The organism is Pirellula sp. SH-Sr6A (assembly GCF_001610875.1).
In the GTDB taxonomy this organism is placed as follows: Bacteria; Planctomycetota; Planctomycetia; order Pirellulales; family Pirellulaceae; genus JBKCUI01.
Genome location: NZ_CP011272.1, coordinates 396118 through 413381, shown reverse-complemented (window position 1 = coordinate 413381; position 17264 = coordinate 396118). Strand labels below are relative to the sequence as shown.

10 protein-coding genes are annotated in these 17264 nt (G+C 54.5%); 3 read left to right on the top strand and 7 right to left on the bottom strand.

What is annotated here, in order from left to right; genetic code table 11:
• Positions 1–221: 221 nt before the first annotated feature.
• Both VN12_RS01310 and tsaD read left to right on the top strand, forming a co-directional pair.
• The gene (locus VN12_RS01310) at positions 222–1769 is read left to right on the top strand and encodes an amino acid permease (protein ID WP_146675136.1); all 1548 of its coding nucleotides are present in this window, start codon (positions 222–224) and stop codon (positions 1767–1769) included.
• Between the two features lie 64 nt (positions 1770–1833).
• On the top strand, positions 1834–2904 hold the full coding sequence (tsaD, locus tag VN12_RS01305; protein WP_146675135.1) for a tRNA (adenosine(37)-N6)-threonylcarbamoyltransferase complex transferase subunit TsaD: 1071 nt from the start codon (positions 1834–1836) through the stop codon (positions 2902–2904).
• Here tsaD and VN12_RS01300 read toward each other — a convergent pair.
• The 7 genes from VN12_RS01300 to VN12_RS01270 form a co-directional block, all read right to left on the bottom strand.
• Positions 2877–4385 carry an arylsulfatase gene (locus VN12_RS01300; RefSeq protein ID WP_168164135.1) on the bottom strand — a complete coding sequence of 503 codons (1509 nt, stop codon included), beginning with the start codon at positions 4383–4385 and terminating at the stop codon, positions 2877–2879. The genes tsaD and VN12_RS01300 overlap by 28 nt on opposite strands.
• A 25-nt stretch (positions 4386–4410) precedes the next feature.
• Positions 4411–6432: an NAD-dependent DNA ligase LigA gene (ligA, locus tag VN12_RS01295; RefSeq protein WP_146675133.1), complete on the bottom strand. Its 2022-nt coding sequence runs from the start codon at positions 6430–6432 to the stop codon at positions 4411–4413.
• A 39-nt stretch (positions 6433–6471) separates the two neighbouring features.
• Positions 6472–7254, bottom strand: coding sequence for a response regulator transcription factor (locus VN12_RS01290; RefSeq protein WP_146675132.1), 783 nt, complete (start codon positions 7252–7254; stop codon positions 6472–6474).
• An 11-nt stretch (positions 7255–7265) separates the two neighbouring features.
• Positions 7266–8630: a hypothetical protein gene (locus tag VN12_RS01285; protein ID WP_205855163.1), complete on the bottom strand. Its 1365-nt coding sequence runs from the start codon at positions 8628–8630 to the stop codon at positions 7266–7268.
• A 9-nt stretch (positions 8631–8639) separates the two neighbouring features.
• The gene (locus tag VN12_RS01280; protein WP_146675131.1) at positions 8640–13382 is read right to left on the bottom strand and encodes a PVC-type heme-binding CxxCH protein; all 4743 of its coding nucleotides are present in this window, start codon (positions 13380–13382) and stop codon (positions 8640–8642) included.
• Positions 13383–13542: 160 nt separating this feature from the next.
• On the bottom strand, positions 13543–14892 hold the full coding sequence (locus tag VN12_RS01275; protein ID WP_146675130.1) for a PQQ-binding-like beta-propeller repeat protein: 1350 nt from the start codon (positions 14890–14892) through the stop codon (positions 13543–13545).
• Between the two features lie 66 nt (positions 14893–14958).
• A complete protein-coding gene (locus VN12_RS01270) occupies positions 14959–15204 on the bottom strand; it encodes a hypothetical protein (RefSeq protein WP_146675129.1) in 246 nt (81 codons plus the stop codon).
• Positions 15205–15391: 187 nt separating this feature from the next.
• On the opposite strand from VN12_RS01270, the gene VN12_RS01265 reads away from it, so the two are divergent.
• The gene (locus VN12_RS01265; protein ID WP_146675128.1) at positions 15392–17182 is read left to right on the top strand and encodes an amidohydrolase; all 1791 of its coding nucleotides are present in this window, start codon (positions 15392–15394) and stop codon (positions 17180–17182) included.
• Positions 17183–17264 lie beyond the last annotated feature (82 nt).

The window sequence follows — 17264 nt, the reverse complement described above, 5'->3', positions numbered from 1 at the left end:
AGATACCTCCGAAAGCATCGTTAAGACGGATTCCACGCCAAGCTCTGACCATCACGTGGGTAGGCCGAGCATCAAGGCGCCATAGGACGGGCCGGGGAGAGAATGCAAGGCTGCAAAAACCCAAAAAACGGTCAAGAGCGGACTCCTAGCTTTTCGGGTTCTTGCTAAGATCCTAGGGCCCGTATGATAGATCAAATTTGTCTTTTGGAGCCAGATCCCTAATGTCAAACAGTCAGCTTTTTCGGAAAAAGTCGTTGGACGCAATGGTCAGCGAAATGGAACGGGGAGAAAGCTTAAAACGTACCCTGGGACCGGTCGCTTTGACCTCCCTCGGCGTGGGTGCCATCATCGGAACGGGGATCTTTGTTCTGGTTGGAAAGGCCGCCTCGGATCAAGCAGGTCCGGCGATCATGCTTTCGTTTGTCGTCGCGGGTCTCGCATGCGTTTTCGCTGCCCTTTGCTACGCCGAGTTTGCTTCCATGGCTCCGGTCGCCGGCTCTGCTTACAACTACGCGTACGCGACGCTCGGGGAGTTGATGGCTTGGATCATCGGATGGGATTTGATCCTCGAGTATGCGGTCGCTTCCTCGACGGTGGCACATGGTTGGTCCAAATACTTTCAGAAGCTATTAGACCAATTGGGCATCAACGTGTTCGGGCCTGGCTCGGCACTCCATCGCTTTACCGATGCACCCTTCGATTTCAATCCGGCCGATGAAACCGTGACCAAAATAAGGGCCACAGGCGATTCGATTACGGTCGCTGCCGACACGTTTTTCACGACTGGCTATTTCTTCGATTTGCCCGCCGTGTTGATTACAGCGATCATCACCTTCATCCTGGTGCGGGGTGTGAAGGAAAGCGCGTTCACTAACGGGATCATGGTGGTGGTCAAGGTTGCCGTTGTGCTTTTCGTCATCATCGCCGGTATGCGATACGTCAAGATCTCGAATTGGACCGACGACTTCGCCCCCTACGGCTACGGCGGAGTTACATTTTTCGGCTCCCCCATCTTTGGTTGGTCAGACAAAGGAATGCTCGCTGGAGCCGCTGGTGTGATCTTCGCCTATCTCGGTTTCGATGCGGTTTCGACTCAGGCCGAGGAGGCCAAAAACCCAAAACGAGATTTGCCGATTGGGATTATCGGGTCGCTGGTGATCTGTACCCTGCTTTATGTACTCGTCTCTGGTGTGTTGACGGGCATGGTTCCCTACAGACAAATCGACAAAGACGCACCCGTCGCGACGGCCTTTGAGCAAGTCGGTTTCGAATCGGCTCAATTCATCGTAACCGTCGGGGCGATCGCAGGAATCACTTCGGTACTCCTCGTGATGATGATGGGACAACCGCGAATCTTTTTGGCGATGGCACGCGACGGACTGTTGCCTCATGGATTTTTTGGCGCGATTCACCCGACCTTCCGCACTCCCTACAAGTCAACCATGCTGACGGGATTGATGGTCGCGGCGGCCGCCAGTCTTTTGCCCCTCAACATCCTGGCCGACTTGACCAGTATCGGCACCCTGTTCGCCTTCGCACTCGTGTGCGGGTCTGTGTTGGTATTGCGAGTCACCGACCCCCATCGACCCCGACCTTTCCGATGTCCATTCTCACCCTGGTTTCCAGGAATGGGAATCTTTCTATGTGTGTTGTTGATGCTTTCCCTGCCAGGCGAGAACTGGCTGCGGCTGGTGCTATGGCTGTTGGCTGGGCTCGCGATTTACTTCGGCTACGGGTATTGGCGCAGCAAACTACGAACTGCCACCTAAAGGTGCACCGGCATGCGGATCTCGTTTACGCCCCTGGAATCGACTTGCAACCAAGCGAAGTGAAATGGCTTTCGGACAACTACCCAACGATCGCTACCTACTCGCTATCGAGTCGACATGCGATGAGACCGCCGCTGCGGTTTTGACTCGCGACGGAAAGATCTTGGGTGAGTGCATCGCTACCCAGGAGGAGCTTCATGAAGCCTTCGCCGGCGTCGTCCCTGAGATTGCCGCGAGGGCTCACCTGGAACGCATCTTGCCAGTGATCGATTTCGCGATGAAGCAATCCGGAATCGAGCCAAAGAGCCTGGAAGCGATCGCTGTTGCCACGCACCCTGGGCTACCTGGTTCGCTCCTGGTCGGGTTAGCCGCCGCGAAGGGACTCGCTTTGGCCTGGAACAAACCACTTGTTGGGATCAATCATGTTCAAGCCCACATCTACGCATGCGGTTTAGGGCGAGAAAGTTCGATTTTCCCGTGTGTGGGGTTTGTCGTCAGCGGAGGTCACACAACTCTCTATCGCTGCGAGTCGGCGACTCAATGGCACTATCTTGGCGGCACCATCGACGATGCTGCGGGGGAGTGCTTCGATAAAGTAGCGGTCATGTTGGGACTTCCCTTTCCCGGTGGTCCACAGCTATCGAAGCTAGCGGAAACCGGAGACCCGACCGCTATCTCTTTCCCTCGCCCATTGCTGGATCAACCGACAAGGCTCGAGTTCAGTTTTTCCGGATTGAAGACGGCTGTTCGATATCACATCGGTGGGACGGGAAAACAGGATTGGAGCACCTGCGATCTAAGCGAAACGCAGAAAGCCGATGTTGCTGCATCCTTTGAGCAATCCGTCATCGACTGTTTGGTAGGCAAGAGCCTGCAAGCGATGGAGCGGACCCAACTACGACGCCTTTGCGTGGGAGGAGGAGTCGCCGCCAACCGACGCTTTCGAACCCAGCTCGAAACCGCCTGTGCCTCGCGAGGTATTGAACTGATCGTTGCGCAGAAGGAGCTCTGCACCGACAATGCAGTGATGGGAGCTCTGGCTTGGGAACGTATCGATCAGAACGATTTCGATGGTCTCGAGCTCGATGTGCAGCCTGGTCTACTCCGTTACCGCGATGGGGCGGTCCCGACTTGAGCCTCGAATAGGACTTTGAATGGATTCACCGGTGCGAGTGGCACATCTTCGTTTACCATATTTGGACGCGCTTCAGACCACCATCGATCGAAAGCCTTCGAAAGGGACTCAACGATCTCAGGATGTTGGCTAGCGATATTCGTCTTCTGCGCGGGGTCTTCCCGAAGATCGAAGAGCTGCCATACTGGTTTCGTCCCACCCGCAACGCTGACCAACCCGTAACGATCGTTGCGGATCGACGCATTTCGGTATTGGCATGAATCGGGTGACGCTCCCTTTTCCCACCGTCCCACATGGGCGACCAAGGTCCGATCGGTCCATTCTGCTGACACTCGCTTCTCAGAAGCTTCCAAGAATCTTCGAAGCGATCTGCCTTGAACCTGCTCGGAAAACTTTTGGCTCGAAGGTATTTCTAAGAAGTCGAGCATCGTCGTCGCGACGTCGATTCCGCCCGCCAGCACGTCGCAGTCCCCCGGTTCAATCTTGCCTGGCATCGACCAGTAGCTGAGCGCTCGTGTTCCACCGACCCATGCAGTCCCCTTGAGGCCTCGCATTCCCGAGTTGAAGGTCTTTCCCCCCTCGGTGCCTCCATTGTCATTCATGAACACGACCAACGTTTCCTGATCGATCGCGAGAGACCGCAGCATATCCAACGTTTTGCCAATGTTGACGTCGATGTTATGGACCATTCCGAAGAAGTTAGCTTCTTTCTCGCTGAGACCCTTCCCTTCATAAAGGGCTCGATCCTCAGGCCTCGCGATGTAGGGGGCGTGGGGGGCATTGGTAGCGATCCACGCAAACCATGGCTTCTCTTGGGCGGAGCGTTCATTGATCCACTGTCTCGCTTGCTGAAAGAAGACATCGGTGCAGTAACCCTTGGTCTTTTCAAACTTGCCGTTGTGGAGAATCCAAGGATCGAAGTACTGATTACCCGGTGCGTCTCCGCAGCTCCCCGGGTAAGACTGGCCGATTCCCCCAGCGCCGTGGATGAACACCTCCTCAAATCCCCGATTGCCCGGTTGATAATCGGATTCGTCCCCCAAGTGCCATTTTCCAAATATTCCCGTCTGGTACCCCGCGGACCGAAGGACTTGCGGGAGCGTCTCAGCGTCCAGGCGCAATCGTTCTCGCTCCAAAATGGTGTGGGTGATTCCATTGAAGAACTCATGACGGCCCGTCATCAGCTGCGATCTCGTGGGCGCGCACGTGGGTGCGACCATCATCCGTGTGAAGCGACAGCTGGCGTCGTGCAATCGATCCATATTCGGCGTTTTCAGCAAAGGGTTGCCATGAGCCGATACATCCCCGTACCCTTGGTCGTCTGTCAAGATAAAGAGAACGTTCGGCTTCTTTGCATTCGCTTCGCTGACGAACGCTTCCGCCATTCGAGGGGCAAAGGAAAAACAAACGGCTGCACCTAAAATCGCTTGGTATACAGCACGTATCGATCGTGAAAAAAGGAACACAGAACGGATTACCATGGTACCGACCATCCAGCGTGAGAGGTTAGGAAGGGGAATCGCTCAGGAATTGTTCGATAAATTCCGTCTCAGTCAAAACAGGAATGCCGAGCGACTGAGCCTTTTCAAGCTTGCTGCCCGCAGCTTCCCCAGCGACGACGAAATGGGTTTTTTTGGAAACACTGCTCGCAGCTTTGCCACCGAGCTTGATGATCCGACGTTCGATCTCGTCTCTTGAAAAGCGGCTCAGTGTACCCGTTACGACGATCGTTTTGTCGGCGAGTAGACCAGACGCGTCAATGGTGTCCTCCTCCGTGGTTGCCAATGAGACGCCAGCTTCGCGTAGTTGATCGATGAGCTCGGTTCCTTCTGGGCTACGTAGAAACTCATAAACACTCGCAGCGATGATCGGGCCGATTTCGGGTGTGGAGGAGATGGTGGTCAATTCCGCTGCGATGAGGGCATCGATCGTGCCAAAACGTCTAGCGAGGACTTGCGCGACTCGTTGTCCGACATGCCGAATAGAAATTGCATTCAGGACGCGACTGAGCCCTCGCGTCTTGCTTGTTGCGATTCCCGCTAGCAAACTCTCAGCCGATTTCTTGCCCATTCGCTCTAGTTGGAGAAGATCATCGAGCTTCAGTCGATACAGGTCACCGAGACTGAGCACCAATCCGGTGTCGACCAATTGGTTGACCAGCTTCTCCCCCAAGCCTTCAATGTCCATGCAATCCCGGCTCGCAAAGTATCGCAATCGTTGACGCCACTGCGCCGGGCATTGTTTCGAGACGCAACGGATATAGACCCCGGCAGGATCCTTTTGAAGAACCGACCCGCACTCAGGACAGTGGGTTGGAAATTGAAACAGAGGTAGCTCATGCTCACGACGATGACGTTCGACTCTCACGATGTGAGGGATGATCTTGCCAGCCTTTTCGACGACGACCCAATCGCCAACCCGAACGTCTTTTCTCTCGATCTCTTCCGCATTGTGGAGGGACGCACGCGCGACGGTGGTGCCTGCCAGTTGTACCGGTTCCAATTCGGCGACAGGCGTAATCGTCCCTGTTTTTCCGATCTGGGTTCTGATCTCTAGCAACCTTGTAACAGCTTCGTACTTCTCAATTTTGTAAGCGATCACCCATCGAGGCGATTTGCTCGTAGCTCCAAGTGTTTCGCGTTGTTCAAGCGAATTCACTTTGATGACGATCCCGTCGACCTCGAAGTCGAGTTCATGCAGCGTTTCGACAATGCTGTTGCAATGTTGGATCAGCTCGTCTTTGTCTGTAAAAACCTTCACGCCTGGAGTGATGGGAATTCCCATCAAGCGGACTCGCTCCAAAAACGCCATGTGTTCCTGCTCCTGGATACCGTCGCAATAGCCGATACCATGACAAAGGAATCGCAGCTTCCGCTGAGCGCAAAGTTTGGGATCCAAGAGCCGAATCGACCCAGCGGTCACGTTGCGAGGATTTTTGAACTCCGGTTCGCCCGCTTTGACTCTCTCTTCATTGAGTGCGACCAGATCGGAGTTGCGCATGTAGACTTCGCCCCGCACCTCCAACCATTCCGGGATGGACTCTCCGACGAGACGTTGGGGCAGGCCACGAATGGTTCTAATGTTGTGCGTGATATCGTCCCCGACTTCGCCGTTTCCTCGCGTGACGGCTTGGGTGAGGAGTCCCTTGTCGTACCGTATCGATGCCGCGACGCCATCCACCTTGAGCTCTACGACCCATTCGATTCGTTCGTCAGGTAGAAGCTTTTCGGTCCTTTGAAAAAAGTCACGAAGCTCTTGTTCGGTGTAGGTGTTCTCAATGGAGAGCATCGGTATTCGATGTGCGACCTGCATCAAGCCATCGACGGGACGGTCTCCCAATCGTTTGGTCGGGCTGTCGGGACTGGCCATCTCTGGATAGAGGGCCTCCAACTCCTGCAGTTCGCGAAGGAGTCGGTCGTACTCCAGGTCCGTAATGGTCGGTGCCGCGAGAACGTAATAGTAGTAATCGTGCTGGCGGATTTGATCGCTCAGCCACTCTATGCGTTCAGCAGCTTTTAGATGGACCATAGGGAAGACGTCGATAAGAGGGCAACTCAAAACAAAAGATCAGGGATTCGGCGTCACATCCAGTTCATCGATCGGAGGAGATATATCCGGAGACTGAGGCGTATCGGAAACAAATCGATAGCCCGCGTCCCGAACGGTTAGGAAATGCTTCGGCTTGGCCGGATCGAGCTCGAAAATTCTCCGTAAACGGAGCATGAATTGATCGACGCTGCGGGTCTGCATGTCGCCGCTCATATCCCAAACTTCTGCCAACAGCTCTTGGCGACTGATAACGCGTCCTTCGTTTTCAGCAAAGTACCGTAACAGCTGTAACTCCTTATGCGTCATCTTGACATCTTTATCATCCACGACGACTTCATATGTGTCGAAGTTAATGGTCGCTCTTCCGAATCGGATGGCGTTGAGTTTCGTTCCCGCCGTCTCCATCGGCTTGGTCGATTGCTGCGGATAAAGACGCATTAGATTCTTGGCCCGTGCCAGAAGCTCGTCCAGATCGAACGGTTTGGTGAGATACTGATTAGCTCCGCAATCGAATCCACGCGTGCGATCTTCGGACAAGCTTCGAGCGCTCAGAATCAAAACGGGGACCATCACCTTCTCGTTTCGCAATGTTTCGCATACTGCATATCCGCTCATCCCTGGCAACATGAGATCGAGGATGATCAAATCAAACGCATAAGGGTCCGCGCGAAGCAGCTTCAATGCCGTGGGACCGTCTTCGACGAGAGTTACCCGATAGCCTTCGGCCTCCAAGTTGTACTTGACCAAAGTGCCGATATGCTTCTCATCTTCCACAACCAAAATTTGTTTGCGGCCTTTCATCCTGCTCTCGCTCACTTGCTTTTTCCGGAGAGCAGATTTTCCATCGCTCCGATCAAGATCGGTTCTGCTTCGGCTGAAACGCTCGAAGAGGTGGGAGCGACTTCGTATCCCCCCTCTTCATACGCCTTGGCGGTTCCAATGTATCCGGGACCGTAGTCTCCATAGGCTGCCATCATGACGTGAAGATCGGGACGCATTGTTTTGGCTTTCAATTGATATTCGACGAATAGCTCTCCCGGCATGGTGAGCATGCGAACATCCCCCACATGCAAACAACCAATATCGATTGCATGTTCTTTCTTGACTCGTTCCAGCCATGCTAGTTGATCGGCGAGCGAGATATAACCGCGTGCAGGAATCGATTTGAGTTTGGCGATTAGGTCCTTCTCGTCCAGATGGGGAGCGGCGGGCAGGTGAACCGGAGTCGTCTCGAACCGAATCTCCAGTCCGTCCACAGCGATTCGCTTCGCGTTCTCATATGCCTCCTTCATACCAGCGGCCAATCGATGGGCCAAAATCATTCGATTTGGATGTGAGCCGTCATTGTATTTTCCTGCAGCAATGTTTCCCCCTGCGCCATTGAAATGAACGTGCAAGGCTGCGTTGACGTCCTGACCTCGCATAAATCTGGCAATCCCTGGAAAGTCAGGGCTTGGAATACCCAGCCGATAGTAGCTCTGAGGATGGCAAGCATACGAACTAAGGACCGCAATCGGTTTGTCTTCATTCCAAAACGCCAAAACCGAGACAATGGGATCGATCGTTCCTTCGGGCAAGCGAATCAACTCGGGGATTTTGCAGCTGCTTCCTCGCATTCGCCCGACTTTTCCATCGTCATTCACCTCGACTCGACGATTCGAAGCTACCTCGCGGACCTCCGATTCGCCATAACCGTAATGGGTAACCTCTTGCGCTTGCGCGATTCCGATCGATAACGCCTTCGATGCCCGCTCGATGACGTCCCGATGAAAATCGCCCTCGAATCTCGAATACCCCTCAATCTGGAGATCGTGGACAATTCGTTCTGCCGTAAAGTCGCAGCCGGGCGCGTCGTGTTGGTGCAACGCATGCACCGCAACGCGATCGCGAGTCGTATTCGCGGCTTTGGCCAATGAATCACGGAATGCGTCATGCCCCTCGTTCGCGATTCCAATCCAATCCACCGCGCACAGAACAATCGGTTTTTCAGCGCCCAGGATAGCGATGCCGCGGCAGCGGAGCGTCAACTCGTCAACCCGTTTCACCGGGTCATACGCCATAGGGGTTCCGAGAGGAGGCGTCGCGTCGACATCGAATGTCGCAATGCGAAGCCCTTGTCCCAACGCGCTACCGGTAACCGCACAAGCGACCAATACGACGGCGATGATGCTTCGCATGCCTTTCACCTACTTTCTTTCGGATCGGAGATAAGCGATCAACGATTGGATTTCGACCTCCGAAAGGGGAGTCAGCAAATCGCTTGGCATCATCGATGTCTTGCTTTGCTTCTTCTGTGCGATGTCATCGTTGTAAATGACAACTTCATCGGTCGCGGTTTGTAATTTGAGGGAGTTTGCGTTGCTCTGCTTCAGGAGGCCCGTGACGACCTGATCGTCGATCGTCTGAACGATCCATGGCTGATATTCCTTCGCCATGACCGCACTAGGGTCCATAATGTTTTCGAGTAAGTAATTGAGGTCGCGACGATTGGAACCCGTTAGCTCAGGACCGATCTTTCCGCCCTCGCCGAATAGAATATGGCACTGGCCGCAAACTTTTGCAAAAACCGCTTTGCCCCGGCTCAAATCCACTTGGTCATTCGTGGTCTCGACCAATGCCCTAATCTTCGCAACGGCTTTCTGCTTGTCCGCGTCCAGACTTCGTACGTCCCCCCAAACTCGAACGATCATTTCATTGAGCGGTTCGGACTCGAGTCTCTGGATCTGCTGAACCATGTCTGCAGACAGCTCACCCGCGGGAAGCTGCTTTTTCTCCAGCGCCGTCAAGAGAACTTCCGCAGTTGCAGTCCGACGAAGCATCGCATACCAAGCAGCGCGACGATCGGTCAGTTCGGGCCACTGGATGGCCGTTCGGAGAACTTGATTGGCGCCTTCGGCATCGAGCGTATCGGCGATCGCTGAAAGGGCTGCCGCTCGGAGGCTGGACTTCTCGAGCAGTGCAAACGCCAACTGCGAGGCTCCCTCGGCCTTGACCTGCTTGAGCACGTTCAGTGCTGCAATGCGATCTGCATCTTGCGCTTTCGAATCCCCAACGACTCGTCGCAGCATCTCCAGCGCGGCCGTATCATTGAGTTTGCTGGCCAACTGCGCACCACGCTGACGAACCGACGCATCGGCGTGCAACAGGAACTTCGAGGACAGATCACTCCAACCCTTCGGGGCCCCCACGGTCCGTTTGCTCTCGAGCCCTACCAAAACTGCGTCAAGGAGTCGCGAAGCCCGCGACGGATCCTTTTGGGCGAGGACGCCTTGAAGTAATTGAACCAGGGCCGCTTCCACTTCCGGATTCGATGCTGCAACATAAGTCTGTGCAACTTGCCGCATGGCGAACTCTTGCACCAAGGAGAGGGAACTCGCGGACGCGAGCTTTGCACCGACACTAGGTGCCGCTTCGATCTGCCGCGAAACCGCATACCAAACCATCAACGGGAGATTGTGGTCGTCACGATCTTCGCCATGCTTCACCAATTCTTCAACCAATGGTGCCGAAAGGCCCACTGGCCACTTTTGGCAGGCCGCGGCCAACTCCAGCCGAACAACAGGCGAAGGATCATTCTTGGCCAATGCCACTAATGCAGACCCATGCTCCATTGGGGCCGCGTTTTTCGAATCGACGAAGGATTCGGGTTGCGTCAACATGCGAATCCCCCAGCTACGGACATGCTCGTCGGAATCGCTCAAAAGTTTTTCGATATCGCGATGTTCGACGGCACGACATGCGGCCAACGCCCACAGCGCTCGTAGTCGAATCCTCGCCTCAGGGTGTGAAAGTTGGCTTCGAATCGAACCGATGGTTCCCGCAGCAAGCTTTTTGTGATGGGATCGCTCCATCAGAATCCGGCGAGCGGTGCGAACGTACCAATCGTTGGAATGGAGTTGATGCGCGACCAGTTCTTCGTCGCTCGCCGTCTCCAAATTGACCATGACCGGCTTTGCATTGTTGTAGGCGATGCGATAAACACGGCCGTTGCTTTGATCGTGCTTGGCAGGGTCGGTGACGTGGCATTGTTGCGCATCGTACCAATCGATCGCGATCACTTGGCCATCCGGTCCTGAACGGAAATACAAAATCTGACTGCTCTGGTCGTTTGCAAACAGAAAGTCTGGCGCGCGGTTGCCAACGTAACCACTTCCTCGCTTGGAGATCTTGTCCTGGTTCAATCGGGCACCGTGAATGTTGTTCATGAACAACTGATCGCGATACTGCTCTGGCCAGCTTCCTCCGAGATAAAACATAGCTCCGCTGTGGGCATGTCCACCCCCGGCGCTATCGCTCCGATTATTCCCCGAGTGAGGTGTATCGCCGATCCAATGCCGATGGAGCGCGATGGTCTGAATGTCCGCGTAAGTGAAAGGGTTGAAATGCTGCCCAGCTTGGCGCTGGTATCTCGCCTGCGGGATAATGTGGTAGAGGTGAGGAATGACGCACGCCGTTAGAAACGCATCGCCTCGGTCGTTGAAATCGACGCCCCATGGATTACTAGTCCCGTGAGCGAAGACTTCAAATCGCTCGGTCTGAGGATGATATCGCCAAATCCCAGCATTGATTTTGGTCCCAGGTCCCGCTTGAGTTTCCTCGGTCGTCTTTTTGACAACGCGGACATCGGAATGGGTGAAAACGCCATGGCATCCGTAAAGCCATCCGTCAGGTCCCCAAATGAAACTGTTCAATGTTTCGTGGGTGTCCTGGTACCCCCAGCCTTCCAACTTCTTGACCGCGGGGCCATCAGGAATGTCATCTCCATTCGCATCCGGAATGAATAGGAGATAGGGAGCTGCTCCAACCCAAAGCCCACCAAATCCGACTTCGATTCCGCTCACCAAATTGAGCTTGTCGGCAAAGACTTTGTTCTTGTCGAGTATCCCGTCGCCGTTGGTGTCTTCGAAGATCAAAACGCGATCTTTTCCTTCGTCACCCTTCGCTCGGTTCGGGTACTGATAAGCCTCCGCGATCCAAACTCTACCCTTCGCGTCGATCGTCATCGCAATAGGCTGACGGACATCGGGTTCCGATGCGATGACTTGCACCGAGAATCCTTCCGGCAATGACATCGCCGAAGCGACTTGATCGGGCGGTAGGGACGTGTGAGCCAACTTGTCGATTACTGGCAATCGTTGTGCATTGGCGACCTTGGGCTCTTCGGCATGCATCCGGAAATCGTCGAAGTTGATATGCCCCCAACCATCCTTGCTGTTATCGATCAATCGGATCTGCACCGTCTTTCCAACGGAGTCTTTTACCGAGAGAACCGCACGCTTCATCGCTTCCGCGTTCACTCCCACCGATTGAACGATGACTTTTTGATTCTCTGCATCGACCAATTCGAAGCGGGTTTCTTGAGAACCGCCTCCCCCGAGCAAGAACGAAATCCAGGGATGGGTCAATCGGAACGGCTTGCTGGTTAACGTCCCAAAGGCAACGTCGCCTGTCACTTCAAACGAACCAATCCAGTACTCGCCTTGATGGTCGCTCTTCATGTCGTTACGACGTCTGGCTACCGCGTCCCCCTGAATGGGTTGATTGAAGAACGCCGCACCGGTCGCCGTCCAATCGCGCAAGTCTCCCTTTTCGAAGTCGACATTCATCACCTGTTCTTTGCCCCATCCAGGACGAAATCCTCCCAGAACATCCGCGACCGCGATGGCTTGGTCTGCAACCGGAGTCGGTTTCTCCGTCGGTTCGATACCGGCCACTTGGGTCACGACATGGATGCCTCGCTTGCTCACCGAGACGATGTCCATCCGCCCATCTTTGTTGACGTCCTTTGCAACGATTTGTGTTCCCACTCCGGAATCGGCGTCGATAATGTTGGGCTGGAATCGCAATCCGCCAGGACCAACAGTGGGCTTGAACCACACGAGCAGCGGTGGCTCGTTTTCGCCTCGATCGCTGCCGTTGTGCGCCCAAAATCGCTTGCCCGTGACAATATCCGGCCGGCCATCCCGGTCCATGTCTGCGATGTCGACCGCATGCAATTGCGAGATCGCCAATCCAGTGGGTGATGTCTCTGCTTTCTCGGTCATGACGTCGATCTTGTCCCAAACCTCCGCGGACTTCGGATCCTTCTTTTTGTAAACTGCCAACCCGTAACCATGGGCCGCAAGCGAGGTGACAACTTCGTTCTTGCCATCGCCATCTAAATCGACGGCATACATCTGAGCCCCACCAGGGCCGGAAAAGGGGACGGGATGGAACGTCCAAGCTCCCGTGTTCGGTGCAGCGGGTTGTTCCCACCATCCGTCTTTGGACAGGATATCCAGACGACCATCGTCATTGACATCGCCGACTCCTAATCCGTGGGTGAAGCGTTGATGCTTACCACCCTCGCTCACTGGTCGGAACGTCCATGGATCGGTTGGCTTCGCGGACATCTCGGCGTATCCGAAATTACCGCCGTGACAGCATACTAACTCCGGTTTGCCATCTCCGGTAACATCAGTAAAGGTCGGAGATTCGTTGTCAACCGTCTCCAAAATCGTGTGCTGGGCCCACATTCCGTCTCGGGCTTTTTCTTTGCCTGGATTCTTGTACCAATGGGCAGCTTCACCAGGAAAGCCAATGATGATGACATCGGTCAACCCATCTCGATCGACGTCATAGTCGTACCCAAAGAAGTACTTGGAATAGCCGATGATCGAAAAGGGTTTTGCGTCCGTGAGGGACACTTCCTCGTCAAACGCTGGCCCGAAGTAAAGCTTGGGACCGGCGATAATATCGAGATGCCCATCGCCATCGAGATCGGCTGCGTTTCCCCCCTCCGAGTAGAAAAGCGGCGAAAGCTTCTGAGACTTCCAATGGTGAGCCTCCGACTGCGCGAGAACCGGAGTCAACCAGTGGAAAGTGGTCCAAGCAACCGCGGCGGAAAAGCAAACGGCGCGTATCGCCGATCGCGAGAGAACTCGTTTCATCGAGCTGCTTCCTGATCAAGAATTGGAGGGATTGTGGTGGGGAATAAGCCGCTATTGTAGACCAATAGCATACGGCTCGCCATTGGTGGTTGACGGTTCGAATCGCTCGTCGGCCTCCAACGGCCGAAGTGTTGGAGTAACAATCCAAATGGAAAAAGGACTACTTGGCAATGGCGTAGAGGGCTTCGTAGGACCGGAGGTAAAGCGTTCCGTTGACAATCACTGGCGACGCTGTGGTCGCTTCACCAAGCTCGTTTTTGGACAAAAGCTCAAACTGTCGGCCGGCTTTGACAACCGATCCCACTCCGTCGTTGGATGTGAAGTAAATCAACCCATCGGCATAGACGGGACTGCTGCGATGTTGCGCGGTGTGGGTCCGCTCCATATAAACTTCCTTGCCTGTCGCCAATTCCAAGCACTGAAGCTTTCCATCCTTGTGCAGTACATACACGAGGTCATCGACGATCAGAGGAATCGACACGTCCGGAGTGCGTGGACAAACCCACGCGACTGCAGAGGCTTTCGCAGAGCAATCTCCTTTCAACTCCGCGACCTTCAACGCAACCATGGGGCCCTCTTTTGCCGTCGGCAACAAGATGCGACCCGGAACGAAAGCTGGGGATGCCACAAATCGGAAGGTTGGATCCTTCTTTTTCGGATTCCACTCAGTCGGGCCATTGAGATTTCCAAAACGCCACAGCTCGTCGCCGTTCGATAAATCATGGCCTGTCGTGCAATCTGCACCATGTACGATCAAAAATTCCGTCTTTCCATCTCGATAGAGAAATGGGGACGCATAGGAATGTTTGCATTCGAAATAGGCGTCGGTATCCCGATTGTGCACCCATACGGTTTTACCTGTCGCTTTGTCCAACTTGATGACTTGGCCGGTCCGCGTATTGTCATCCATCTTCATCCGGCCGTGTATCAATTGCAGATAAAGCGAGTCACCGTCGAGTACTGGAGTGGAGGTCATTCCAAACTGGATATCGATCGCGCCGAACCGTTCTCCGACATCGAACTTCCAAACCTCTTTACCATCCATGTCCAAACAAGCGAGTACACCGGTGCCGAAAAAGACCCATACATGCTTGCCATCTGTACAAGGAGTAGGGGACGCCGAATTGCCTTCGCCCGCCCGTGCATCTTGATTTCCCGTCCCGATCTTTGTCTTCCATACAATCTTCCCATCCGCGGCGGATACGCATACCGCGACGAGATCGCTCCCCTCCGAGCTTGTCAAATACAAGCGGTCTCCCCAAAAAACCGGTGTCGCGCCCGCTTGGCCTGGCAAAGGACAGCGCCAACGCACATTCTCGGTTTTGCTCCAGCGTGTCGGAATCCCTTTCTCATTCGCAATGCCATTTCCATGAGGGCCTCTCCACTGAGCCCACGAAGCTTGTTTACCCGCTTCATCCGGCCTGTTCTCTGCTGTAGCGACCGTAGAGAAGTGGAAGGATACGCACCAAAGGGCGACGCTCAATACGGAATGGCGAAAGGAAGCTCGCATGAAAAACTCCAACGTTGGGGAGGGGGGGGGTAGTGGTTGGATAAGTCCGAAACGCGATGAATCGCACTACGCCTCGGCCGTCGCGTCGATGGTCTTCTTCGCTGTCGAATCGTTCCGTCGTAGGGCGGCGAATACGAAAAACCCTATGAAAACGATCAATCCCGCCGCGGTCCAATGGACTGGACTTAGTAGCCAATGAAGCAGTCCCTGCTGGGGGGCGTGCGCGTCATGCCCCGGGTGAGCGAAAACGCGAGGCGCAAATGTCGCCAACGCGGCCAAAGAAACGGTGAAGATGGATAGTCGATGGCGCATAGATGGTAGCAGTAATGGGAGACAAGAACCAAATCGGGCCCTCCACTATACCAGATTTACCATCGAGAGCTCGAGTGGTATTGCGCGAACCGGACTCGGTCTCCCCCATGCGATTCGTACCTGTGTTATGGTAAGAAGAAAATCCCCTCCGTTCTAACTATCCCCTTCCTTCGCAAGGCATTCGGCGATGCAGAGCCCCTCAATCAGCCTCCCTTCCTCCCCTTACCTGTACTCCCAATTACTTTCGGCATTAGCGGTCCTGTTTTCGAGTCCCGCTGCAGTCCAAGCCACCGAAAACGGGATTCAGGTCTTTCACAATGGAAAAGTGTTCACGGCGAATGCTCAAGGCACCATCGCCGATTCCTTCGCCGTCAAAGATGGCAAGTTTTTAGCGGTCGGGACGTTTGAATCCGTATCGGCTGCAGCCCAACAACAATCGACCTTGAGTGGGAAGCACCTCTCGAAGGAGGATCTTCGAGGACGCATGGTACTCCCCGGTCTATCGGATTCCCATGTCCATGCGGTCGACGCGTCCCTCTTTGAGTGGAACCATACCATTCCCGACATGAAGTCCCTCGACGATGTTTTTCGATACATCCAATCGAGAACCGCGGTGGTGCCGCAGGGGGAATGGATCATGTTGAGTCAGATCTTCGTCACACGCTTGGAAGAACAACGTTTCCCTACCCGTGAGGAACTGGACCGTGTCGCTCCCGACCACCCTGTTTTCTTTCGCACGGGGCCCGATGGGGCCTTGAATAGCCTCGCGTTAAAACGGAGCGAAATCGGCGAGGATTTCACGATCACTGACGGCCAGTCGGGGTATCTCGAACGAGATCCCAAAACGGGGAAACTCAATGGGATCCTTCGTAGCTGCACACGACTGGTACGAATGGACAATAGTCAAGAGAAAGTCGGGCGCGATGCGAAATTAGAATCGCTCTCGAAACTGCTGGCCGATTACAACCAAGTCGGGATCACGAGCGTTTGCGATCGCAACGTCTCTCGCGAAGGGTTGGAGCTTTACAATGAACTGCACCAAAGCTCCCGGCTGACGTGTCGCGTCTTCATGTCGTTTGCCATCAATGCCCAAGATTCACTCGCCAAAATCCAAGAGGATATTCGCTTCGCGTCCGAACATCCTTTGCACCGACACAATCCCAACCTCTGGCTGCGCGGTACCAAAATATTCCTAGACGGAGGGATGTTGACCGGAAGCGCCTTCATGAAGGAACCATGGGGCGTGAGCTCCATCTACGGGATCAACGACCCGAACTACCGGGGACTCCTTTACGTGCAACCGGACAAACTCTACGCCATCGCCAAGGATTCCTTGAGCCATGGTTTGCAAATGACCGCGCACTCGGTGGGTGATGGCGCGATCGAGGCATTGCTGGACGCCTATGAGCAAGTCGATCGGGATACACCGGTTCGAGAGATGCGTCCCTGTATCACGCATTGCAATTTCCTAACGGAAAACGCCATCGCGAGGATGAAGAAACTTGGGGTGGTCGCCGATCTGCAGCCAGCTTGGTTATGGCTGGATGGCCGCACGCTTCACCGACAATTTGGAGAACAACGACTGAGATGGTTCCAGCCCTACCAATCCCTGTTTCGTGAAGGGGTTATTGTTGGAGGAGGCTCCGATCATATGCAAAAGGTCGGGTCGCTTCGATCGGTGAACCCTTACAATCCATTCCTCGGCATGTGGATCACGTTATCCCGAACACCGCGAGGAATGAACAACGCATTGCACCCGATCGAGCGCATCGCCCGAGAAGAAGCCATCCGACTTTACACGATCAACAACGCTCATTTGACGTTTGAAGAGAAAGAAAAGGGCTCCATCGAAACGTCCAAACACGCCGATTGGATCATCCTGGATCGCGATGTCCTGGAATGCCCCCTCGATGACATCGCACAAACCCAAGTTCTCAAAACCTATCTATCTGGAAATTGCATCTACACCGCGCCGTAGAGTCCCTCGAACGAGCGTTGAACCGCCTCTCGTAACCGACAGCAGCTTGAGTGACGTGAATACCAGTCTTCATCGACCTACT

Coding starts and splice junctions, on each gene's coding strand:
- VN12_RS01310 (WP_146675136.1), top strand. CDS start 222: ATGTCAAACAGTCAGCTTTTTCGGAAAAAGTCGTTGGACGCAATGGTC.
- tsaD (WP_146675135.1), top strand. CDS start 1,834: ATGGCTTTCGGACAACTACCCAACGATCGCTACCTACTCGCTATCGAG.
- VN12_RS01300 (WP_168164135.1), bottom strand. CDS start 4,385: ATGGTAATCCGTTCTGTGTTCCTTTTTTCACGATCGATACGTGCTGTA.
- ligA (WP_146675133.1), bottom strand. CDS start 6,432: ATGGTCCATCTAAAAGCTGCTGAACGCATAGAGTGGCTGAGCGATCAA.
- VN12_RS01290 (WP_146675132.1), bottom strand. CDS start 7,254: ATGAAAGGCCGCAAACAAATTTTGGTTGTGGAAGATGAGAAGCATATC.
- VN12_RS01285 (WP_205855163.1), bottom strand. CDS start 8,630: ATGCGAAGCATCATCGCCGTCGTATTGGTCGCTTGTGCGGTTACCGGT.
- VN12_RS01280 (WP_146675131.1), bottom strand. CDS start 13,382: ATGAAACGAGTTCTCTCGCGATCGGCGATACGCGCCGTTTGCTTTTCC.
- VN12_RS01275 (WP_146675130.1), bottom strand. CDS start 14,892: ATGCGAGCTTCCTTTCGCCATTCCGTATTGAGCGTCGCCCTTTGGTGC.
- VN12_RS01270 (WP_146675129.1), bottom strand. CDS start 15,204: ATGCGCCATCGACTATCCATCTTCACCGTTTCTTTGGCCGCGTTGGCG.
- VN12_RS01265 (WP_146675128.1), top strand. CDS start 15,392: ATGCAGAGCCCCTCAATCAGCCTCCCTTCCTCCCCTTACCTGTACTCC.